Source organism: Cupriavidus sp., from assembly GCF_057315035.1.
This window is the reverse complement of sequence record NZ_DBHKYV010000020.1, coordinates 15,700-38,676: the sequence shown is the minus strand read 5'-3', so window position 1 is coordinate 38,676 and position 22,977 is coordinate 15,700. Positions and strand designations below refer to the sequence as shown.

Genomic DNA, 22,977 nt, shown 5'->3' with positions numbered 1-22,977 from the left:
CGTTGATTGATACAGGCAAATAATTCCAGCTGTCTCGTGTTTGGCGGAAGAAGACTTTACTATTTAAACAGTAGCAGTTTTACGGCCCATAAAAATTTCATAAAAGACAGGAGACAGAGTAAATGAAGAGACTTGCCACCTTAGTAAAGGCAGTTTCCGTGGCTGCGGGGCTTGCGTTGGGGTGTGCGTCCGCCAATGCTGATCCGATTCCATCGGGCTGGCAAGCGAGTGGGCTCAAGCCGATTGGTTATACCGATATGGGCGGGCGTCGCGGACTGGGTATTAAGCTTGCAATCAAGCGGGTGGGCGACCGATGGTACCTGTATAAAGGAGGGAGGGGTATCGAGATTGTCGACGTCACGGATCCCGCGAATCCGAAGTTCCTGAAAGTTGTCCCGGGCCCTGCCGGAACAGCGGCATCGCAGGTCACGTTGAGCGGAAACTTGCTCATTCTTGGTTTAAGTCGACCCATCAGCTCGGAGGAGTCATCCGGGCACGCGGATGGATGGACGACCGTTCAGGAGACCGCCCCCAAGGACAAGCCTTTCGAGGAAAGCGTTCAACTCTTCGACATCAGCGATCCCGAGAACCCTAAGCCGCTGTCCAAATGGAGCGCCGGCGCGCAGGGAAGCCATCGCAATGGATATCCTGGCGGCAAGTATGCGTTCCTATCCACGACTGTTCCTGGATATCGTGGCTTCATTCTGGTTATTCTTGACGTCAGCGATCCAGCGCATCCCAAAGAGGCAGGTCGCTGGGCGTATCCAGGAGCCAAGGCAGGTGAAGCACCGGGGGCGGTCGCGCCAAGCTATCACGGCCCGGCTTTTGTGAGCCCAGACGGGAAGATGCTGACGTTGGGCTACACACCGTCTGTCGTGAACCTGGATATCAGTGACATTGCTCACCCGAAGATGATTGGGGAAGTGAGGATCATTCCTCCCTTTGTCAATACACTCACCCAGTCCATTCACACCGCGATTCCACTCTGGGACCGGAAGCTCGTGTACTTCTCTGGCGAGCCGATGAGGCGGAACTGTACGGAGGCGATGACGCCGGTAGGGTTCATCGACAATTCGGATCCGACGCATCCCTTTCTCAAGTCGCTGTTCCCGACGCCCGTACCTCCGCCGGGTGCGAAGTACAAGAGTTTCTGTGACAAACCTGGTCGCTTCGGTCCGCACAATACCGTCACGGAACTCTACAACCCGGATGTCATGACCCCGAAGGACACGATGTACGTTGCGTGGTTCACCGCGGGGCTTCGCGCATTCGACATCAGCGACCCGCGTGACGTCCGGGAACGTGGCTGGTTCCTCCCTCCTGATCCGCCTACGCCAGTCACGAGCCAGGGAGGAACCTTGACGTCGAACGCGACGCAGGATGTCCTGCAGGATGCTCGAGGGAACATCTACGTCACCGATTCTGCGTGGGGGATCTGGGTTCTCCGTGATGAGCATCAGTCGTCAATGAGTCAGAAGTAGCTGGCCGGGGCACCGGTCTCCGGTTGATGCAGCGTTGCGCGGATCTGCGTAGCCTGCGCATTCAGTGCGCAGGCAGCATCGTGCGCGCAAACCGGCGGTACCGGTGCGCAGTTCAGTCGCGCCATTCTTGGATTGCTGAAACAGGGCTCCTGGCGTCAGATCGGGGCGATTCGCGGCGAGGCTGATCGGTTGCAAATTTCTGCAGTAAAAGGAATTTTCCGCGTGAGGTGGAAAGGCCGGCGCTCGTCTGGCGAGCGCGAAATATAGAGCTGGAGGAGTGAGAGAAAATGAAGATGGGGAGAGTTGTCGCATTGGTTGCGGGGATATTTCCGGGGATGGTTTTAGCCCAGAACGTGACCCTCTATGGTGTCGTCGACACGGGTGTGGCTTACGTTAATGGCGTTGGCGCTGCGAGGTATAGCGATACTTTCATGCAATCCGGCGCGGTGCCTTCGCGCTGGGGCTTGCGTGGTACGGAAGATCTCGGCGGCGGAAACAAAGCGATCTTCTGGCTGGAATCGGGTTTCGCTTCTGATACGGGAACGATCACGCAGGGTGGCAGACTGATTGGCCGTCAGGCTCTCGTCGGTGTCTCCGGGAACTGGGGGCAAATTGCGTTGGGGCGGCAGTTTACGATGCTTTTCTGGGGCATGGCGGAGAACGATCTGCTTGGCCCGAACATCTTTGGATCCGCGTCACTCGATGTATATACGTCTACCGCGCGGGCTGACAACGCCATTTCATATAAGGGGACTTTCGGTGGGTTGACCGTCGGCGGAACGTATAGTTTCGGGCGGGACACAGTGAATGCAAACAGCCCAACCGGCACTAACTGCGCCGGGGAGAATCCGGCGGATTCACGTCAATGCCGTGAGTGGTCTGCATTGGTGAAGTATGGTACCGATACGTGGAATATTAGTGCCGCGTATGACTCGATCCGAGGCGGGCCTGGGGCATTTGCCGGCCTGACGAGCAGCGCGCTCAAGGATGACCGGATGGTCCTTGGTGGTCAGTTTAATGTCGGCAAGGTCCAGATTGGCGGCGGCTGGCTGCGGCGAGACAATCGCGCGAGTGCAACGCCGCGCAGCGACCTGTTCTATGGTGGCGTGTCCTACGCACTGACACCTGCCGTCACGCTTGAGAGTGAGATCTATCACCAACGATTCCACAATAGTCCAAATAAAGCGTGGCTCTTTGCGGGTCGGGCGCTCTATGCGTTCACGAAGCGAACATCTGCATATGGAACCGTCGGCTACATCAACAACTTTGGTAACGCAACGAGCGCGGTGAACAGCGGGCAAAGCGGTACCAATCCCACGCCGGGAGGGAATCAATTTGGCGCAATGCTAGGCGTGAAACACATCTTTTAACTTCGCGCACCAGGCGTATATTTTGCCCAAGGGGAGACTCGCTTGGGCGAACGGTCAGCGCGTAGTGAAGCTCCCATCCTTCGTGGCTGGTTGGCAATTGCGCCATTCTCTGAGTCTCCATGTGGTCCTTTTACCGGGTGGCGGCGCGAGCAATCGACTCCCCACTCGGTTTTTCCCTTTGCCCGAAGGCACTGGGCGTGACTACTTAACTGGGATGCCGCTAAACAGGTCGGCAATCTGCTTTCTCAACCAGCGATTTCCGGCATCCTGATGGTTGCGTGCATGCCAGAATTGTTTCACGTCGAAGCTCGGTACATCGAATGGCAGGGGCAGAATCTTTACCCCGAGTCTTGGGGTGCAGTGGCGGACCATATAACTTGGAATGGTTGCGATAAGGTCGCTGGACTGCACGATGTCAGGGACCGCCAGGAAATGAGGGACGTATAGGGCAACTTTACGCTTCAATCCTCGCTCGGCCAGGAAATGTTCGATCAGCGTCGTTGTCGAGGTCTGGTGAGCTGGCGTGACATATCGGGAGCCGCTGGGTTCGACCAGTACGTGTGACTCTTCCACGAAGCGCGCCAAGGAAAGCGTACTACGCACGCGGGGGTGGCCATCGCGTACGAGGCACATGTAGGTATCGCTGAACAGGCGCTGCTGATAAAAGCCGGCACCAAGTCCGGGCAGGAACCCAATAGCCAGATCGGCTTCCCCAGAGAGGAAAGCTTCCACATACGCTTCGCGAGGCAGATTGAGAGCACGTACGGTTACGCCCTTGGCGATCTCACGGAGATGATTCATCAGCCGCGGAAGATATACAAGCTCGCCAATGTCGCTCAAGAGTATCTGGAATGTGCGCTCGTTTGACTGCGGGTCGAAAGGTGCGTCTCCTTCGAACGCCGTCTCCAGAAGACGAATCCCCTCTTGAATCGATGGCGCAATGCGCAGCGCATGTTCCGTCGGGTTCATGCCCGTCGGGACACGTACAAACAAGCTATCGCCAGTCAGCTTGCGTAGTTTCGACAACGCATGACTCATCGCAGGTTGCGATAGCCCAAGCCGGTAGCCGGCTCGCGTGAGATTACCGTCCTTAATCAGCGCGTCAAACACCCGAAGCAAGTTGAGATCGATTTGGTCGCCATCCATAGCGCGAATAGTCTACATGATTCCACGTGATTGGAAAGCTGCGCGACGAGCTTTAGAGTCCGCCAGGATGCTTGCGAGATAGCAAATCTGATTAGACGGAGACAAGAATATGAACAGAGAGCGAAAGCCATTGCGTTCGGATATGGGATGGAGTGATGCCACCCGTATTCGCGTCAAAGGTATGGACCTGATGACGGACATCATGGGCCACCTCAATCTGGGAGACTTCGCATTCCTCGAGATGCAAGGGCGGTTACCAACAGCGTCAGAGTCCGTCGTCTTTAATGCGATGCTGGCCACGCTTGTCGAGCATGGCATGACGCCCATGGCGATTGCCACGCGGTTGACGTACCTCGGAGCGCCCGAATCGCTGCAGGGAGCTGTCGCGGCAGGGCTGCTCGGGATGGGCACTACTTTCGCCGGGACTGCGGAAGGCGCAGCGCGCATTCTGCAAGAAGCGCTCGCGGGCGCGCCTGACAACCCAACCGGGTCGGAACTCAGGTCCCTTGCGGAGGCCATTGTCAAGCGCTGCCGTGAGTCGCGCCAAGCCATCCCAGGCATAGGACATCCGGTTCACAAACCCGTGGATCCACGTACCACGCGCTTGTTCGCACTTGCCGCAGAACATGGGCTGAGCGGGAAGTATGTGACGCTTATGCAATATATCGCTTCGGCTGCCGAGCAAGCGCTAAACAAGCCCGGCCAGCTCCCCGTCAACGCCACTGGCGCGATTGCAGCACTCTCGTCAGAGCTAGGAATTCCGTGGCGTTTGAGCCGCGGCCTCGCTGTGATCGGTCGAGCCGTTGGTCTCGTCGGCCATATTGCCGAGGAACTACGTCACCCGCTGGCGCAAGAGGTATGGGAGCGTACGGAGCAAGAGTCGTCGTCGCACATAGCCGGCTGAGCTTGCGCCGGATAGTTCGACGGCTACGCGATATACCAAAACAACCTTTCCCCACCGGACGACGAGATCCGGCGCAAGCAATGCGAAGCACTCTATTCGCACAACGTTAGCTCGATTCCGCGATGCGGAAAATCCGCCAACTCGCGCAGAGTCATGAGTCGGTTACAAAATAAATTCGGAGACAAAAGATGTATTCAGGCAAGCATTGCGCGCCACGGCGCAAGGTACTCGGCGCAGTCGCGCTCCTTCTAGCGCTCGGTCTGCCGATGGGGAGCGCAACGGCCGAGGGCAATTACCCGAGCAAACCGATTCGCTTGATTGTGCCGTACCCACCGGGTGGCGGTACTGACATCGTCGCGCGATTGCTCGCGCAGAAGCTCTCGCAATCCATGGGGCAGCAGGTGATTGTAGACAACAAGGGCGGAGCTAGCACCATCATCGGCACGGACCAGGTAGCGAAAGCTGCGCCGGATGGCTACACCATCGGCCTGATTACCGACTCGCATGCCATCAACGCCTCCTTCTTTCCGAAGCTGCCCTATGACTCCGCAAACGGCTTCGCACCCATTAGCCAACTGGTGTCCGTACCGCTTGTGATGGTGGCAACACCGTCTGCAAACATCAGGTCTTTGGGAGACTGCATCGCATTGGCGAAGGCGAAGCCGGGAGTCCTCAACTACGCGTCGATCGGGAACGGAACACCCCATCAGTTGGCGATGGAGTGGATCAAGTCCCTGGCGAGGATTGATGTCAACCACGTGCCCTATAAAGGAGTCGCGCCTGCGCTCGCCGATCTGATGGCGGGGCAGGTGCAACTAATGTTCACCGGGACGTCTACAGCGGCGCCGTATGTAAAACAAGGCCGCGTGGTTCCACTCGCAGTAACCAGTGCCAAACGTCAAGCATCGTTTCCTACGGTGCCGACCGTCGCAGAAGCAGGGTTACCGAAGTTCGAGTTTATGTCGTGGTATGGCATTGTCGCACCGGCCGGAACGCCACGCGAGGCGGTGCAACGACTAGCGCGTGAGATAAAGGTTGTCCTCAGCGAGCCGGAGATTAAGGAGCGCCTCGAGGCTCTTGGCGTTGTCGCGTCACCCTCGTCGCCGGAAGAATTCCGCAGCTTCCTGCGAAAAGAGACCGAAAAAATGGCAAAGCTGGTGAACATGACCGGCGTCAAGCCGGATTGAGGCAGATATGAAAGACACTGGAAAGCAACCGCTGGAGGGGCTGACGGTCCTGGATTTTGGCAACTTCATTACCGCTCCCTATGCGGCGATGCTACTCGCTGAGATGGGTGCGGACGTTATCAAGGTCGAGCGACCCGGCGCGGGCGATCCCTTTCGGGCCTTCAATGACGGGCTCTATAGCTCGCATTTCCAAGGACATAACAGGAACAAGCGCAGTGTCGCGATCGACTACTCGTCGCCATCAGCTGCCTCTGCATTGGAGTCGTTGATCCGCAAGGCCGATGCGCTGGTGATCAATGTGCGCCCCGGCGTCGAGAAGAAACTGGGGTTGGACTACGAGCGTATTCATTCGCTCAACCCACGCGCAGTCTATTGCAGCATTACGGGATACGGCTCCAGTGGCCCCTATGTCGACAGGCCGGCATACGACAACGTTGGGCAAACGTTGTCCGGATGGCTTTCTATGTTCCACCAGGGCGCGGACGCACGTGTAGCGGGGCCTGCCGTTTCCGATGCCATCACCGGAATGTTTGCTGCGCTGGGGATTCTTGCTGCGCTAAATGAACGTGATCGCACGGGGCGTGGTCGGCATGTGGAGGTAAGCATGCTCGAATCGATGATCGCCTTCGCGACTGAACCGTTGGCAAGACTGTTTTCCAGCGGGCAGCCAGTCGGATTTTACTCGCGAGGCGCCGCCTCTCAGTCGTTCGTCGTAACTTGCGCTGACGGCTTGCGGATCGGCTTGCACCTATCCTCGCCGACAAAGTTCTGGGAGGGTCTCGTTGCGGCAATCGAATTGCCGGACTTGTTGCAACGGTACCCGGACCGCCAGGCGCGAGTGACGCACTACAGGGAGCTAGCGGAGGAGTTGGCACAGGTCTTCTCGTCGCAGCCGCGCTCACATTGGCTGCCATTGCTGGAAAAGCACGATGTACCGTTCGCACCGGAACGGCGGCTGGAGGACCTTGCCGACGATATCCAAACACGCCATTTAGATGTTTTCTATGAACTTGTCCATCCGAAACTGGGGCCTGTGCGCGCTGCGAACAGGCCAGTTCGATTCGACGGTGATAACCGGAGCGGCTTCTCTCCGCCCCCAGCGTTAGGTGAGCACACCACGGAAGTGCTACTGGAAAGCGGCCTGTCGGCTGAGGAGATCGGGTGCCTGTTGCGGGATGGTGTGGTAGCTTGAGCCTTACCTGCACCTGCACCTGCAAGTGACATGCGTCACGTTCACTACAACGTGTCCGCACCAACTTGTACCAGGGTGGGAGGAGGGGGGAGCTTGCCCCTTCTCCCGGCCCGTCCGGACCGAGCGGATCGTTTTTTGCGTGAGTCATGACTGTCGCGCCGATGCAGGGTCGCCCGTTCAGCCGCGGTCACTCCCGCGCGCGCGACATCCGACGGGAGGATGCCTTTCACCGGCTCAGCTTATTGATGCCACAGCCATTGTAGGTGTGAGGGGACGTACGGGTTTGTTGTCGGTACCTGTCGCAGCCTGCGATACAGGATAATGCCCATCCATGCTGTACTGGTTCCGTACTCACCACAGATTAGGTGAAAGCGGAACCAGTGTCTGCATTAGTTCTAAAGTGGCGCGGACGGACCGAGACTACCCGCCTATGGTTGACGGCGCGATGCTCACCGCGCCTATGCGAGCTTCCCTCCTATTCCGCTACGACATGGGCGATCTTGATCGCCTCGGCATAACGCGTGGCTTCATTTTCGATGGCCTTAGCGTATTCGGCACTGGAACCACCAACGGGTTCAATGCCTGCCACGTGGAACTGGGAAACTACTTCTGGCGTCTTGACGGCCTCCGCAATGGCATCGGACATTTTTTGAATGACGGTGGCGGGCGTACCCGTAGCCGCCAGCACGCCGACCGTCACCGCGTAGTCGTATCCCGGTACCACCTCCGAGATCGCTGGGACTTCCGGTGCAAGTTTCGACCGCTGGAGCGAGTTCGTGCCGAGGATCTTCACTTGTCCAGATTTTACGAATCCCGATAGCGAGGGGAGCGCGGCGAATACCACTTGTACCTGATCGCCGATCAGCGCGGGAACAGATTGTCCGGATCCTCGGAAGGGGATGTGCTTGATATCCAGTTTTAATGCAATCTTCAATGCCTCCATCGACAATTGGTGACTGCTGCCGATCCCAGACGAACCATAGTTGAGCGTGCCGGGCTTTGATTTGGCCAAGGCGATGAAATTCTGCAGAGTGTTGGCCTGAACATGCGAGTTCACCGCCAGGAAGAGCGGGGACTTGGCAGCGAGCGCAACCGGTAGAAAGTCTCGCTTAGGATCGTACGATAGGTTCTTGTAGATCACCGGGTTGATCGACATCATCGAGCCATCGGTGACGAGAAACGTATAGCCGTCGGCAGGACTGGATTTTAGCGCTTGTGCAGCCACGACACCATTCGCGCCAGGACGGTTGTCAACAACGACGGGTTGGCCGAAGCGCTGCGTTAGCTGCTGCGATAGTGCGCGTGCAACTGTATCGGGCAATCCACCTGGTGCGTACGGTACGATAAAGCGAATTGGTCGTGATGGCCATGCGTTCGTGCTGGCGTTTCCGAGCGTGGGACACAGGGCGAGGGCCGCGAGGCCGAGGCAAAGATTTCGTCTGGCGAAGTTGATACGCGGGGGCTTCATATCTTGTCTCCAATTCATATCCGAGAAGCGCCGCTCTAATGGCGACTATCACGAATGCAATGTTATGACAGGCAGTGAGGGCGTTGGGATGACTCGCACGCCACGCAAAAAGTCGTTAGCGCTGACGAGTAAGAGGGATATCCCGGAGCTCCTTATCAGAGGCCAGCATGGCAAGGCACACTTCGAGAGTCGCTCTGGCCCACACCCCGTTATGGAGCGGACTACGGTCATGAACGATCGCGTCCACCAACTCGTCGATGACTTCAAAGCGCGGAACGGCAGGGGGCGGCAAGGGGATGTGTTCCTGGATCGCGTCACCATATACCCATACACCATCTGGTGTGGGGCGAATGTCCGCATGCTCGCAGCTGACGATAATGGGACCAAAGTGCTGGTTGGCTACCGGTGAAGCACTGTTGGGTGTTCGTTGCCATGATGGGCCGCCATAGGTGCTCTCGGCCTTTAGGCGTGCCTCTGCTTCTGCAGATCCAATTGTTGCAAGTCTGCGCCTCGTCTTGCCATAGTCCGAGTCGGATTTCGCAAATCCCATCTCGGTGATATTGCCGTTCCAAACATCGGAATCGAAGCGCCCGTAGCCACTGTATGTCATCGACGCAAAGACACCATCGTCGAACCACATCGTGGCGGAGTAGGCGCCCTCTGTTGGCCGTGCGGGATCCCATTGTCCGAGGGTTGCACGGACACGGCAGGCGGCGGATCCTGCCAACAGTCTGACTACGTCGACCTGGTGCGCGGCTTGGCTAAACACTACGCCACCGCCCGCTGCCGTTTGAAGCTCTTCGGGGCGTCGGGGGCGATAGAGGAAGTCCGTGTAGTTCAATGCGTGAATCATGCGCACCGCGCCAAATTCTCCGGACGCGATAAGTCTGCGAGCATGTAGATACGGCGAATCGAAGCTGTGGCAGTGACCAACAATCATATGGACACCCGCGCGCTCGCATGCCGCGATCATGAGGTCGCACTCGGCCATTGATAGCGCCATAGGCTTCTCAACCAGCAAGTGCTTCCCACTTTCTGCGGCCAGGCAAGCGTGCGCTGCGTGAAACTGGTGAGGGCTCGCGATGTAGATTGCATCAATGTTCGGCGATCGTGCCATCGACGCCAGATCTTCAAAGACTGGGGCACCGAAATCGTGCGCGAACTGCTGGCGCGCTACTTCGCGAGGGTCACATGCGGCGGCAAGCTTGATGCGCTCATCGGCCAGGAACGTTGGCAGCATCAGGGAGAATGCGCGACCAAGGCCTGCCACCCCGATGCGTACTGGATTGACAGGATCGGTCATAGATCAATCACCAACTCCGGTCCTTTGGATCGTGAAACGCAGATCATGATTTCATGCTCCATTTCGTCCGGCATAAGCACCATGTCCCGGTGGTCCGCTACGCCCGAGACAATCTTCGTCCTGCATGTACCGCAAGTGCCGCTCTCGCAAGACGAGGCGGGATTGCATCCGTGCTGGCGAAGGACGTCCAGAATCGTCTTGCCGACGGGCACTTCGAAGCGCTGCCCGGAGCGGTCGAGCACCACGTTAAAGGCTGTGTCATCCGGACGCACCTCGCCGCCCTGGTTAAAACTCTCGAAGTGGATCCGCGTTGCGGGCCAGTGTCCGGACATATCACGCACGGCTTCCATGAGACCGCGAGGGCCACAGCAATAAACATGGGCGTCGCACGGCCGTTCAAGCACTGGCCACAGATCGAAGGCGTTCGCGGGGTCACCGAAGTCATGATGAATCTTGACTTTGCCCTTCAACTCGGGTTGTTGAAGTGTTTGTAGAAAGGCGGTTGTCTCAGGGGAGCGCGTGAAGTAGTAGAGCTTCCACTTAGAGGTCGAGAGTTCGCCGAAGCTTCGGATCATCGAGAGAATCGGTGTAATCCCGATACCACCAGCGATGAAGATGAACGACTTGCCATTCTCCGCGAGAGGGAATGCGTTCTCGGGAACGCTGATGGGGATCAGGTCGCCTTCCCGGGTCTCGTCACAGAGACTTACAGATCCTCCTTGTCCATGTTCATCGCGTTTCACCGTTATGACATAGCGGTGACGTTCCGCGGGATCGTTGCATAGCGAATACTTGCGCAGCAGGCCGTTGGGAACCTGTATCTTGATATGCGAGCCAGGCGTAAACGCGGGCAGGTCTGACCCATCCGGCTGCACAAACTCAAAACTGCGGATACCTTGTGCCGCGTCACAGATGGTTGCGACACGCAATAGCATTTGCGTGTCAGCATGAGATTCAATATGGGATTGGGTCACGATGAGCGCTCCGTATCAGCCTTCGATGCGCATCGAGAGATCGATGGCCCGAATGTTCTTGGTCAGTGTCCCGCTTGAGATACGATCGACTCCGGTTGCGGCAATGTCACGCAACGAATCAAGACTAACGCCGCCTGATACTTCCAGCACCGCGCGGCTTGCGTTTAACGCGAAGGCGTTTGACATATCGGCAAGACTGAAGTCGTCAAGGAGTACGCTATCGGCACCAGCATCTAGCGCTTCTTCGAGCTCGGCGAGATCTTCGACCTCGATCTGAATGTTGATATTCCCACCGAAGGTCCTGGCAAGCTCAAGTGCCTGGCGGACGCCTCCGGCAGCGGCAATGTGATTCTCTTTGATCAGGATGCCGTCCCATAGTGCCATGCGATGGTTGGAACCCCCTCCGACACGGACAGCATACTTCTGCGCTTGTCGTAGCCCTGGCATGGTCTTGCGGGTATCAAGAATCACGCAACCTTTAGGATTTGGTGACACGCCAACTATCTGCTCGACATAGCTACGCGTTACGGTGGCAACGCCAGACAGCATTTGGAGAAAGTTCAGTGCTGCGCGCTCTGCGGACAGGAGCGCTCTGGCTTCACCGCTGATCAGGCACAAGAGGGAGCCCGCGGCCACGAATGTACCTTCTGGAACAAGCCATTCAATGCGCGCGTTCGTGTCGAGCGTAGTAATACACGCCTCGAACCACGACTGGCCAGCTATGACCGCGTCGTCCTTCGCCGTAACCGACGCTCGTGCAGGTTTCCCGGACGGCACAAGCTGTGCCGTCCAGTCCTTGCAGCCGATATCCTCGCGGAGGGCGTCTTCGACGTTGCGCTTACGCGCCTGCTCAAGGGTTTCGTTGTACTCAAACATCTTGGCTCCATGCGGCACGCCCGGCGAGACCGCCGGTGTGCGCGATACTCTCAAATGCTGTAGGACTCGTACGTAGACGGATGGAAGATCTCTTCCACCGACACCAGGCGATCGGACAGCCCTTGGCCATGGTGATGCCGCACGAACGTGTCCAGCGTAGGTCGATTCGCTTGGACTCCGTACGACCAGTAGTCCTCACCAAGCGTCTCGCGCGCTGCCTTGAGCATTTCCTCGACAAACGGCATCGTCACCTTGGTGGCTGACGTATCGGCAAGCTGCTCCAGCGCGTAGGCTTTTGACTGGTTGAACGCCTTGAACACAGCGCCGGGCAACCAAGGGTGTGCCTCAGCAAGGGTCTTCCGAATTCCGACCACGTGCATGATGGGAAAGACGCCTGTGCGCGAGAAGTAGTTCTTCGCTTCGGCAGTAGGATCATCGAAGAGCCACGCGACATCCTGGTTTCGTAACGCAGCCGGGCTTGGCGGCCGCGGGGCAATGAACCCTTCGATTTCGCCGCTGGCAAGCATCTCGGAGATTGTCCGCCCTTCGGGAGCAGCCTCTACGCGTACATCGGCAGGCAGTTGCAGCTTCACCTTTTCGGGACGACCCGGCGTGTCAATGCCACCACGTACCCACGTGACATCCGACGGACGGATACCATAGTCATCCTGCAAAATGGCGCGCGCCCAGACGATGGCGGTGAGCTGATACTCGGGAACACCGATACGACAGCCCCTTAGATCCTCTGGTCGCTTGATACGGTCTTTGCGAACATAGATCGACGTATGGCGGAACGCGCGCGAAAGAAACACCGGCACCGCGATGTACGGGCAATCGCCACGCGAATGCTTGACTAGGTAGCTCGAAAAAGAGAGTTCACTTATGTCGAAGTCTTGACTCCGCATCGCGCGAAAGAACATTTCTTCGGGATTGAGCGTCATGAAGACCGGATCGACGCCATCAATCTGGACGCGGCCGTCCAGTAGGGCGCGTGTACGGTCATAGTCGCCCATGGCGACAGACAGGCGGAGCTTGGTCATCTGATAGTAAGGTCGTAGGTATCGTTTGAAGTGCGATCTGCCAGCATCGGATTCGCGCGCTATGCGTTCACCGAATACGACGGCTCAAGCTCTGAACGGTCGATTCCGTCGGCCCATACATAGCTCACAGCGAAGCTTCGCCAGTCATCGGTCTTGGGTACCACAGACTGAAAGGCGCAAACGTTCTCCGGAATTGCATTGCTACCGATTCCGATCGCTTCACCGGTTGCCTGGAAGTCTTTGACGGCATCCAGCATTTGCTTGCGGAACTCGACAATTGCCAGATCGCTTGCACCGAGTCGATCGTGCGTCCTGTCGGCAATTGGCCCCATGGTCAACCACATGGCAACGTCCTGGTTCGGAAAACCAGTGATCCCAGTGAAGTTCCCTGCCTTCATCGCTTGTCGATCCTGCCAGAATCGATTCTCCACATTTCGTAGTGGCCGATAGTATTCGTCGAGATCCACGCCGACCGTCTGGCGCAGGAACTTTCGCCACGTTTCGGTCTCAGGGGTCTGCGCGGGGTGACCCCAGGCAATGAAATAGAAGGCCGTATTCGTGTCGTCCATCGGTACATTGACGTTGGCGACGTTGTAGAGATTGTTCGGCGGAATCAATGCGGTTGCCGGCGCGACAAATACAGTGGACCGCACGTAGTCATGCGTCTGCGCCTGATGGATTGGGCGACGGATAGCGGCGTACCGGAAGCCGTAAGCGCCGCGATCTACCTGAAGGCGCGGTGCTTTGTCAGTGGATGGGCGCAGCCACAAGTTGGTCGTCGCTTTCGCTCCGTCTACGCGCGCCGGCACCATGTCCGAACTGTGCAGGCTTGAGCTATGCGCCGAGTCGATGGCGCCTTCCAGAACTTGCGCCCAATTGCAGGGGAGGAGCACCTTGGCGATGCTTACGCGCGTATCCGCTGTGGGGGCCCAGCGTGGAGGCGTGAACGCTGGAGCCGCGTCGGCCGCGCCCATATAGGCCCACACCATACCGCCCCATTCCTTGACCGGATAGGCCTTGTGCTTGACTTTTTCAGCCATGCCGCTGGACGCCGGCTCGGAAACCATCTCAAGGACATTGCCGTCCACGTCCATTTTCCATCCGTGATACAGGCATCGCAGACCGCCCTCTTCGTTGCGGCCAAAGACCAAAGATGCCCTTCGATGCGGGCAATACTCGTCCATGACGCCAACGCGTCCGTCGCTGTCGCGGAATACGACCAGGTCTTCGCCAAACACGCGTGCCTTCACTGGTGCCCCGTCAGGTTCGGAAACCTCTTCGAGCAGGCACACTGGGGTCCAGTGACGCCGCATCAATTGGCCCATTGGAGCATCGCCTTCGACTCGGCAAAGCAGATCGTTTTCCTCTTTCGTCATCATTGCAGGGACTCCTTATGGACGCATCGTTGGCTGACGCCCGATGCAATCCTTATTTCTCGTTAAAAAAGCTTAGGTGCCTAAGCATAGTGAGCGTGAGCGATGATGGCAACCAGCAGATTGCTGAACCGAGGGAAAATACTTAGTCGACTAAGTATGTAAGTGGTTAGTGGGTGACCGAAGGTGCCGGCGGCGTGCTGAACAGTTGATTGGCACGACGTGGTAGAAGTGCGTCCGTGAGCGGGACGCGAATGTGGTGGGAGACCAAGGTAGGACGCGCAGAACGCGCGTCCGGTATGGGACAGTACGGAAAGAAAGCGGGCAGGGCGGCCGGCTTACGGTGCTGCAGTACCTTCTTGATCCTGAGTGAGGTTGTCAAGCATCACAAGAAGGGCGCGCCGTGTAATGGCCACCTCGTCTGGAGAAAGGCGGTGTACGGCCACATCGTTCACTTCCTCGGCAAGCGGTACGAGCGTCTTTCGGAGGCGCTTGCCGAGTGGGGTCAAGAAGACGTAGATGTTCTTGCGATTGTTTGCCCGCCGCTCCAGCGTGACATAGCCGAGCGCCTCCATAGCTTGCAGGGCGGAGAACGTCGTTGGCTCCATCACCCCGGCTTCGGCACTGAGTTCGCGTTTGGTCAGGCCGTCGCGCTCCCAGAGAATTCGCAGGAAAGTCCAATGGCCCAACTGCACGTCGTGCTTTGACAGACGGTCCTGGAGCGCTCTCAAGAAGGCTCGTGTGGTGTCCTTGACGAGGTGCGCCATCCGGTCGTTAGGGACATCGTCGTGCCAACGATGCAGAATGCGCAGAGCAATCTCATGCTCTCTCTGTTCGGACGCTTTTGACATAAGGGAAGGCAGTTCTATTGTCGAAGCCATATTCTGCCACGGCGCGCGACACCCTTACGCAGCTTCCCTTTGTGGCGACGGGCCGGTGGACCTTCGGAATACCAAAGGTTTGGCACCTGCCGATTGCTTGCAGATCCAGTGCGCGAGTGCGGAATCCAGGTGTTGTACATGGGCAGGGAACCAGCGCGTTAGCTCTTGGGCCAGTTGACGCACTGGTCGCACCTCGCCGTGGGCCAGTCTCGTCTTCACCCCGGTCATCGATGCAATGACAGCAGCATGTTCGCGGATGTGGCAACCGCGTGGCGGGAATTGACTGTCCTCCATCACGGCGTCTTCGTGGGAGAAATGAGCGCGCGCAGCAGCCAATACCGCGTCAAGTGCCTGCTCCAGTCCACTGTCAGGCGCTTCGCCGAGTCTACGGATCAGGGCCGAAAATTCTCGATGTTCCTGATCAATTTCGGTGTGCCCGACCAGTAGCCCGTCGTGCCAGTCAAGCAGTTCTGCGTCTCTCATTAGCCGCCTGTACTTTAATATTAGGTGCCTAAGTATAATGGAGCATTCTGCGAATGCAAGGTCGTCGCGGGACGTCGATCATATGAGGTTTATGAGGCGCTTGAACTTCTCTGTTACGCCTGAGGGATTCTGTGCGGCGGCACGGGGCGCCTCTCAACGCGTAGGTGGTCCGATATACCGGGCTCTGGGTCGCAGCATGAAGCCCGCTTCGCGCTGTTCGATGATATGGGCAACCCATCCCGATGCTCGTGCGAGGGCCCAGATGATTGAAGCTGTGCCAGGCGGAAACCGTAGCGCCATCGCCAATGAAACCAGGCCAATTTCCAGGCTAGGCTCGAGATCGAACCGTCGTCCGACGTCGGTGACAAGATCGAGGACGGGCTGTGTTTCCGTTCCGAGGGACGCCGCCAGTGCCAAAAGCTTGCGCGCGCGAGGGTCGCCCTTGGGATAGGCCTTGAGGTTGTAGCCGGGGATGTAACTGCCACTGCGCTCGAGCTCGGACAACAGTTGATACATTTCCTCTGTGTCGTGGGCCTTTCGAAGCAGATGTTCACTTTTTTCACATCCGCCAATAACCAAAGACCCCGAATGGGTCGCGATCGCGGTGACGAGGCAAGCGGTCAAATTTGCACCGCATGACGCTGCCACCCTTGCGGAGAGAGTCGCTGATGACAGCTCATGGTCAGCACACAGTATCAAGGCTGCGTTCAATGCACGAAGTGCAGCCTCTGTAATAGGGACGCCCAATGCCGTCAGGAGGACCGACGCGACGGAGGATGGCTCCAGGTTCTGATGACTGATGTACTGCCGCCCCGGACCCATGAGGCCCATCGCGGCTGCATATATCTGCAGTAGAACCCTGGCATCCGCGGTCGTCGTGGCTTTGTCAAAGCCGGAATGCCCGCTTCCATCCAACTCAAATAGAGAGGTCGCAATGGACATGATGCGCAAGCCCGTCAGCCCGACGGCGCCGTCAAGGGCTGTAGAAAGTCGCGTGAAAAATGCCTCAGGCAAGCGTGGTGTGTCCCAGTGTGCAAGACCTGGCTGGTCAAGTCCATCCCACAGCAGTTCTGCGACGGACTCAAAACCTCGATCGCACTCCGCGAGTGCGATTGCGGATTGGCCCCGGTAGAAAGGCCCCTCGTCTGTCAGATCCGTAATAAGAGTATGGAAGACGGGGTGGCCCCAGCTCATCACCGCCTCCACCGTTTCCGGCCGCCCAGCCCGTCCGCCGATACGCATTGTGGCCCGCTCGACATCTTCGCGATAGTAAAGCCGCGACCGACTACCCGGCTGCAACACGGATCGAATCAGGCCGCGACTGACATATGTGTATAGCGAGGCCTGCTTGATCCCTAGCGCCTGGGCCGCCTGTTCTGCCGTGACATACGTCTGAGCGATACCTTCTCGAGGTGGTAGTGGCACCTTGGCCACCGGTTTCTTTTGGGACTGTGTCATCGGTTGCCCTTTGATCAATGTGAACGGTAGCGACTGGCCACGATGCTCAGTTCCATGCCACACCTCTGAGGGAAGCCTCAATTCACGCTGAATGCGTGAGCTCTACGCTTTGCAAGCGCGCCTCGGCATCTAGACCGACAGTACACGACTTGTGTCGACTAATTAATCGAGATTGATATGTAGAAGACTCGGCCGTATCGTACACCGCAACTGTTGGAGGCAGCAGCCCGCGAACCATCCGAGTACATATAGAGAAGAATAGCCATGAGTCATCAAAGCGTTCCCCACGGCGTTATGCCGCAACACATGGCGCTGTTCTATGGCGGTGCGTGGCATGAGCCCAAGGACGGCACGTACGCCGATACGATCGATCCTGCATGCAACAAGCTACTGGCGCGAACGCCGGTTGCATTGCCAAATGATATCGATGCAGCGGTCCACGCTGCCCATGCAGCGTTTCCCGCCTGGGCCAGCACACCGCCTCTCGTGCGTGGACGGCTGCTTCGTGAAGCAGCGGCAGTCATCCGCGAGAACGCATTCGCATTGGCGCAATTGGATTCGCTTAATACGGGTAACCCCGTATCGACGCTCGCAAACGATGCTCGTTTTGCGGCTGACGCCATTGATTATTTTTCCGGTTTGGCAATGGAGGTGAAGGGCGAGACGATCCCTCAGGGCGACAGCAACTTCAACTTCACCGTTCGCGAGCCACTTGGAGTCGTGGCGCGGATAGTCGCTTACAACCACCCGCTGATGTTCGCCGCCATGCGCATTGCGGCGCCGCTGGCCGCTGGCAACACGGTCATCGTGAAGGCACCCGATCAGGCCCCACTCTCAATCCTGCGTCTGGCCGAGCTGATTGGCGAACTGCTCCCTGCGGGCGTCGTGAATTTCGTCACGGGGTTTCGCGAGGCGGGGGAGGCGCTGGCATCGCATCCCCTGGTCAGGAAAGTCACGTTGATCGGTGGCGTGCCGACTGGCCGCGCGATGATGAAGACTGCGGCCGAGAGCATCAAACCGGTGCTGCTGGAGCTCGGCGGGAAGAATGCACTGGTAGCCTACCCTGATGCAGATATTGATCGTTTGATCGACGGCATCATCGGCGGCATGAACTTCGCGTGGGCTGGCCAGAGCTGCGGTTCTACCAGCCGGGTTTTTCTGCACACAGACATTCATGACGAAGTGCTTGAGCGAGTCGCCAGACTTCTCCCTCAACGCCATAAGCCGGGATTCCCTTTAGATCCTGCCACGACGATGGGCGCCCTTATCAGTCAAGTTCATCTCGACAGGGTGAAGGGGTACGTGAACTTAGCGTTGGAAGAGGGGGCGCTACTGGTGTGCGGTGGTCGCACACCTGCTGCCCCCGAGCTAGAAGATGGCTTTTTTTTCGAGCCCACCATCTTCTCTGAGGTTCGTCCAGACATGCGTCTCGCGAGGGAAGAGGTTTTTGGTCCAATCATGTCCGTCTTCCGATGGGAGGACGAGGATCAGCTTTGGGATGTAGTCAATGACGTCGACTACGGATTAACCGGATCGATCTGGACCAATAATCTCAATACAGCACATCGCGCCATTCAAAGAATGCAAGCGGGATACATTTGGGTCAATAATACCAGTCAGCACTTTATTGGGGCACCATTTGGTGGGGTCAAGCAGTCTGGAATTGGAAGAGAGGAGTGTTTCGAAGAACTTCTGGAATTCACCAACACTAAGAATGTCAATTTGAAAATTTCGTGATTGTCGTATAAAGAATTTGCGTTGCCCATCGGCTGTTTAGTAATTCTATCGCCGCGAAGGGCGATGGATGATATGAACCGATTCTGAATTAATAGTACATAAACCAGAGTCGAGAAAAATGAAAAAGTCAGGAGACAAAGATTATGATTCAATATTCCACATGGCTGGTTTGGATGGCTTGCGCCCTTCCTTTGGGTTGCCTGGCTAACGGATCATTTCCGGACCGACCGATTACCGTGATTTCTCCATTTCCAGCGGGCGGCGGGGCGGATGTTGTGGGTCGAATCCTTGCGCCACGCCTGGCGGCAAAGCTTGGACAGCCAGTTGTAATGGATAACAAACCAGGCGCCTCCGGGAATCTGGGTACCGAATTCGTTGCCCGAAGCAAACCTGATGGCTCAACCCTTCTTATCCATAACAATACTCTGACCATTAGCGCTGCACTGGGTGTCGCGCATTCCCTGAATATTCAGAAGAGTCTGAGGCCAATTGCCGCAGTGGCGTCGACACCCATTGTCATTGCAGTCAATCAATCGCTGCCGGTAAAGACACTGGCCGAACTTGCGGAGTACTCGCGAAAGCAAGGCGACAAGCTTGGCTTCTCTTCCTGTGGGACTGGAACAGCACCGCACTTCGCCGGGATTCGGTTTAATCAGTTGGCCAAATCAAACATGGTGCACGTCCCATACAAGGGTTGCTCGCAGGCGGTGCTTGATGGACTTTCCGGTCAGGTTCCTGTGCTATTCAGCACCATGCCGAATATTGACGCACAGGTGAAAGCAGGAAAACTTCGCTACATCGCGGTTGCATCGAGCAAAAGGCTGCCATTTATGCCAAATTTGCCAACGATTTCGGAATCTGTTGGTTTTGAGGGATTTGAGGCCGAAGTCTGGTATGGATTTATCGCTCCGGCGGGACTTCCAGATGCTGTTGCACAACGATTGGAGAAGGAAATTATTGCATCAATGAGTGATAAGGAAGTGCAGAACTCATTCACAGAAAAGCTGATTTCTATCAGGGTTCTAAATAGCAAGCAATTTGAGAAGCAGATCTCCTCAGATCTGGAAGATTGGAAGCTTCTGGCTAACAAATTCAATATCAAACTGGATTGAAGTATGGGCGAAGATTCAAGCCAACTTTGTTGGGGGAGCGACCACCTGGCATCCTTGCTGCGACATATCGGATTGGAGTATGTCGCGCTGAATCCGGGGGCTAGCTATCGCGGTCTGCACGATAGTCTGGTCAATTATCTCGGAGACCACAATCCGAAGATGCTGACGGTCCTTCACGAGGAACATGCCGTCGCGATTGCGCATGGATACGCTAAAGTAACTGGCCGTCCAATGGGTGCAATACTGCACGCGAACGTGGGTCTTTTGCACGGCTCGATGGCAATTTTTGACGCGTTCTGTGATCGTGTACCGGTGCTCGTGTTCGGTGCGACTGGTCCAGTTGATTCGGCTAAGCGTAGGCCTTGGATTGACTGGTTGCATACCTCGAAAGATCAAGGTGCTCTTGTACGCAGCTTTATCAAATGGGATGCGGAGCCGGCGTCGTTGGAGGCTGCCACTGAGGCAGTCATTCGCGCTCGTCGCATTGCTACGACCGCACCGTTTGGGCCGACTTACGTCTGTTTTGACAGCGCCCTTCAGGAAGCACCTGTGGCAACGCTTCCAAAGCTGCCGGAGCTAACGCGCTTCTCGCCGCCAGAGCTGGCCGGAGCTCGTGAGCCCACGATTCGGGAACTCGCACGCCGACTTCAAGAAGCCAAATCTCCCGTTCTGTTGATTGGGCGGGTCAATCGCGACGAGGAAGCCTGGAGCCGTCGTGTGGCCCTCGCAGAGCGTCTTAACGCGCGTGTAATTACGGATTTCAAGCTCGGAGCAGCATTTCCCACGCGCCATCATCTGCATACGGGATCCCCAGCGTATTTCCTCACGGAGCCATCCCTCGAGGCGCTCCGCTCGGCCGATCTGATCCTGAGCCTCGATTGGCTCGATCTCGCCGGCGCGCTCAAAACGGCCTTTGGCTCAGAGCTCCCGTCGGCGCATGTCGTGCAGATTTCGATGGATCATGTTCTCCACAATGGATTTGGGGGAGAGCAGCAGGCGATGCCTTGCGCGGACACCTTCCTCGCGGCCGATCCCGACACGGTTATTGAGCAGCTATTGCCGCGGCTTGATCGCAAGCTGGTCACGTCGGTCCGGCCAACAGTGGGGCATATCGCCCGCCGCATCGATGAGACGAACGACGGCGACATCCCATTGGAAGCGTTCGCCCAGGTCGTCAGTGCCGCGCTAAACGATGCCGCACCGACTTGCTTGATCCGGACGAACCTCGGGTGGCCGGGGGATGCCAAGGCCTTCGAACATCCCCTGGACTACCTGGGATATGACGGAGGCGGCGGTGTCGGCTCGGGGCCTGGGATGTGTGTCGGTGCGGCGCTTGGCTTGCGGGGCTCCGACCGCCTGCCCGTGGGTGTGATTGGGGATGGCGACTTCCTAATGGGCGCGACGGCACTGTGGACCGCCGTGCGCTATGACATTCCGCTTCTCTTGGTAGTGGCCAACAACCGCTCGTTCTTCAACGACGAGGTCCATCAGGAGAGGGTTGCGCTGACTAGATCTCGGCCTGTCGAGAACAAATCTGTTGGTCAGCGTATTGAGGAGCCCGACGTAGACCTAGCCGCCATGGCGAGAGCGCAAGGTGCGAAGGCTTGGGGGGGGATCCGTACGATCTCCGAGCTTCAGAGTGTCTTGGGCGAGGGCATTCAGGCGGTCCGTGATGGGCACGTGGCTGTTATCGATGTTCGGGTTGCCAAAGAGTATGCAAAGGCAATGTCTTCCGGACTGACCCGGGGGGAATGACATCGGTCGTAAGGCGCAAAGGCAACGCGATCCCGTAGCCACCCGGGTCATTGCGCCATAGCCGGAGCACGAGACGGCGAGAGCGGTCTCGATTCTATAAGTAAGAAGATTGGGGGAGACATGAAAAAATTGGCCATTGCAGGGATGCTGACGACGCTTGGTTTGAGCGCTCATGCTCAGTCATCCGTGACAATCTACGGCGTTGCTGACGCAGGTATCGAATACCTGAACCACATTCCTGACGCAGCAAAGCAGAGTTCCAGCGTAGTGCGGATGACATCCGGGAACATTGCGGGGAGCCGCTGGGGGTTGCGCGGGGTCGAGGATCTAGGCGGGGGCTTGAAAGGTGTCTTCGTTCTCGAAGGTGGCATGTCTTTAGATACGGGATCCGCCGCGCAAGGTGGGCGGCTATTCGGTCGCCGCGCATATGTCGGATTCGATTCGACATATGGGCAGCTTACGATGGGCCGGCATCACAATCTGACCTTCGATTTAATCATCGGCTTTGACCCGATGTTCCTGGCGCCCAAGTATTCCGCGTTCTCCCACGACACGTGGCTGGCTGGACGATCAGACAACGCAGTCAAGTACACGGGAAAATTCGGTGGGCTGACGGCAGCAGCGCTCTACAGCTTTGGTGTGGATTCGACCATCGCGAATGGCTCGGAGGTTCCGGGCAATAGTCGGGTGGGACGGGAGATGAGTGCCGGCTTCACCTATGACATGGGCAAGCTTCGATTTGGCGGGGTCTACGATCAACTCAATGGCACAGCCGCTGTAACTGCAGCAAAAACAGAGCGCCGCTATGTGGCTTCAATTGCCGGAGACATTGGTCCTGTAACGGCCTATCTCGGCTATCGGCGCCTGGTTAGCCAGCTTCTGACTACGATGACCCGCACGGATCTATTCTGGGCGGGGGCAAACTGGAGCGTTGGTCAGGCGGTCACGCTTACCGGCGCAGTGTACAAGACCAATGATCGAACCTCTGCGAAGGATCCAATGTCTGTTGTGCTAGCCGCAGATTATCGTTTTTCAAAGCGGACTGATGCGTATATCAACGGATCCTATACTTTGAACAAAGGAGGGTCTGCATTGAGTGCCAACGGCTACGATGGATCAGTGATCGCTGGTGCAAACCAGTTCGGTGTCGTGGTGGGACTTCGACATACGTTCTGATGACTGGAGCGAGCAGCTTCGAGGCGTAATGAAATCTACAGTGCTCGATCCGTGGTTAGGA

20 protein-coding genes are annotated in these 22,977 nt (G+C 57.3%); 9 read left to right on the top strand and 11 right to left on the bottom strand.

What is annotated here, in order from left to right; genetic code table 11:
• The first annotated feature begins 122 nt into the window (after nucleotides 1-122).
• The gene (locus tag ACO550_RS22290) at nucleotides 123-1,481 is read left to right on the top strand and encodes a hypothetical protein (RefSeq protein ID WP_315594201.1); all 1,359 of its coding nucleotides are present in this window, start codon (nucleotides 123-125) and stop codon (nucleotides 1,479-1,481) included.
• On the opposite strand, the gene ACO550_RS22285 is transcribed toward ACO550_RS22290, so the two are convergent.
• Nucleotides 1,472-1,606: a hypothetical protein gene (locus ACO550_RS22285; protein WP_315594202.1), complete on the bottom strand. Its 135-nt coding sequence runs from the start codon at nucleotides 1,604-1,606 to the stop codon at nucleotides 1,472-1,474. The two genes, ACO550_RS22290 and ACO550_RS22285, sit on opposite strands and share 10 nt — an antisense overlap.
• 162 nt (nucleotides 1,607-1,768) lie before the next feature.
• Here ACO550_RS22285 and ACO550_RS22280 point away from each other — a divergent pair, with 162 nt between their 5' ends.
• The gene (locus tag ACO550_RS22280; protein WP_315594203.1) at nucleotides 1,769-2,851 is read left to right on the top strand and encodes a porin; all 1,083 of its coding nucleotides are present in this window, start codon (nucleotides 1,769-1,771) and stop codon (nucleotides 2,849-2,851) included.
• 201 nt (nucleotides 2,852-3,052) lie between these two features.
• Here the strand turns inward: ACO550_RS22280 and ACO550_RS22275 are convergent, their stop codons facing one another.
• Nucleotides 3,053-3,997, bottom strand: coding sequence for a LysR substrate-binding domain-containing protein (locus tag ACO550_RS22275; RefSeq protein WP_315594204.1), 945 nt, complete (start codon nucleotides 3,995-3,997; stop codon nucleotides 3,053-3,055).
• 109 nt (nucleotides 3,998-4,106) lie between these two features.
• On the opposite strand from ACO550_RS22275, the gene ACO550_RS22270 reads away from it, so the two are divergent.
• From ACO550_RS22270 to ACO550_RS22260, 3 genes are all read left to right on the top strand, one after another.
• Nucleotides 4,107-4,901 carry a citryl-CoA lyase gene (locus ACO550_RS22270; protein WP_315594205.1) on the top strand — a complete coding sequence of 265 codons (795 nt, stop codon included), beginning with the start codon at nucleotides 4,107-4,109 and terminating at the stop codon, nucleotides 4,899-4,901.
• Nucleotides 4,902-5,089: 188 nt separating this feature from the next.
• Nucleotides 5,090-6,088 (top strand): tripartite tricarboxylate transporter substrate-binding protein, encoded by a 999-nt coding sequence (locus ACO550_RS22265; protein ID WP_315594206.1) that lies wholly within the window; start codon nucleotides 5,090-5,092, stop codon nucleotides 6,086-6,088.
• 7 nt (nucleotides 6,089-6,095) lie between these two features.
• Nucleotides 6,096-7,280, top strand: coding sequence for a CoA transferase (locus ACO550_RS22260; protein WP_315594207.1), 1,185 nt, complete (start codon nucleotides 6,096-6,098; stop codon nucleotides 7,278-7,280).
• A 475-nt stretch (nucleotides 7,281-7,755) separates the two neighbouring features.
• Here the strand turns inward: ACO550_RS22260 and ACO550_RS22255 are convergent, their stop codons facing one another.
• The 9 genes from ACO550_RS22255 to ACO550_RS22215 all read right to left on the bottom strand — a co-directional run bounded on the left by ACO550_RS22255 (nucleotide 7,756) and on the right by ACO550_RS22215 (nucleotide 17,136).
• Complete coding sequence (locus ACO550_RS22255; protein WP_315594208.1) at nucleotides 7,756-8,748, bottom strand: tripartite tricarboxylate transporter substrate-binding protein; 993 nt, start codon at nucleotides 8,746-8,748, stop codon at nucleotides 7,756-7,758.
• Nucleotides 8,749-8,863: 115 nt separating this feature from the next.
• Nucleotides 8,864-10,051, bottom strand: a complete 1,188-nt coding sequence (locus tag ACO550_RS22250) for a Gfo/Idh/MocA family oxidoreductase (protein WP_315594209.1) — start codon at nucleotides 10,049-10,051, stop codon at nucleotides 8,864-8,866.
• On the bottom strand, nucleotides 10,048-10,986 hold the full coding sequence (locus ACO550_RS22245; protein ID WP_315594237.1) for a 2Fe-2S iron-sulfur cluster-binding protein: 939 nt from the start codon (nucleotides 10,984-10,986) through the stop codon (nucleotides 10,048-10,050). The genes ACO550_RS22250 and ACO550_RS22245 overlap by 4 nt, the downstream gene beginning before the upstream one ends.
• 54 nt (nucleotides 10,987-11,040) lie before the next feature.
• On the bottom strand, nucleotides 11,041-11,901 hold the full coding sequence (gene nadC, locus ACO550_RS22240; protein WP_315594210.1) for a carboxylating nicotinate-nucleotide diphosphorylase: 861 nt from the start codon (nucleotides 11,899-11,901) through the stop codon (nucleotides 11,041-11,043).
• A 50-nt stretch (nucleotides 11,902-11,951) separates the two neighbouring features.
• Nucleotides 11,952-12,941 (bottom strand): ABC transporter substrate-binding protein, encoded by a 990-nt coding sequence (locus tag ACO550_RS22235; RefSeq protein ID WP_315594211.1) that lies wholly within the window; start codon nucleotides 12,939-12,941, stop codon nucleotides 11,952-11,954.
• Nucleotides 12,942-13,000: 59 nt separating this feature from the next.
• Complete coding sequence (locus tag ACO550_RS22230) at nucleotides 13,001-14,320, bottom strand: Rieske 2Fe-2S domain-containing protein (protein ID WP_315594212.1); 1,320 nt, start codon at nucleotides 14,318-14,320, stop codon at nucleotides 13,001-13,003.
• A 332-nt stretch (nucleotides 14,321-14,652) separates the two neighbouring features.
• A complete protein-coding gene (locus ACO550_RS22225) occupies nucleotides 14,653-15,165 on the bottom strand; it encodes a MarR family winged helix-turn-helix transcriptional regulator (protein WP_315594213.1) in 513 nt (170 codons plus the stop codon).
• Between the two features lie 54 nt (nucleotides 15,166-15,219).
• Nucleotides 15,220-15,678 carry a hemerythrin domain-containing protein gene (locus ACO550_RS22220; protein ID WP_315594214.1) on the bottom strand — a complete coding sequence of 153 codons (459 nt, stop codon included), beginning with the start codon at nucleotides 15,676-15,678 and terminating at the stop codon, nucleotides 15,220-15,222.
• A gap of 153 nt (nucleotides 15,679-15,831) precedes the next feature.
• Nucleotides 15,832-17,136, bottom strand: a complete 1,305-nt coding sequence (locus tag ACO550_RS22215; protein WP_315594215.1) for a citrate/2-methylcitrate synthase — start codon at nucleotides 17,134-17,136, stop codon at nucleotides 15,832-15,834.
• A 264-nt stretch (nucleotides 17,137-17,400) separates the two neighbouring features.
• On the opposite strand from ACO550_RS22215, the gene ACO550_RS22210 reads away from it, so the two are divergent.
• The 4 genes from ACO550_RS22210 (at nucleotide 17,401) to ACO550_RS22195 (ending at nucleotide 22,916) form a co-directional block, all read left to right on the top strand.
• Nucleotides 17,401-18,873 carry an aldehyde dehydrogenase family protein gene (locus tag ACO550_RS22210; RefSeq protein WP_315594216.1) on the top strand — a complete coding sequence of 491 codons (1,473 nt, stop codon included), beginning with the start codon at nucleotides 17,401-17,403 and terminating at the stop codon, nucleotides 18,871-18,873.
• Nucleotides 18,874-19,016: 143 nt separating this feature from the next.
• Entirely contained in the window at nucleotides 19,017-19,985 is a 969-nt protein-coding gene (locus ACO550_RS22205) for a tripartite tricarboxylate transporter substrate-binding protein (protein ID WP_315594217.1), read from the top strand.
• Nucleotides 19,986-19,988: 3 nt separating this feature from the next.
• Entirely contained in the window at nucleotides 19,989-21,740 is a 1,752-nt protein-coding gene (locus tag ACO550_RS22200; RefSeq protein WP_315594218.1) for a thiamine pyrophosphate-binding protein, read from the top strand.
• A gap of 120 nt (nucleotides 21,741-21,860) precedes the next feature.
• On the top strand, nucleotides 21,861-22,916 hold the full coding sequence (locus tag ACO550_RS22195) for a porin (protein ID WP_315594219.1): 1,056 nt from the start codon (nucleotides 21,861-21,863) through the stop codon (nucleotides 22,914-22,916).
• Nucleotides 22,917-22,977 lie beyond the last annotated feature (61 nt).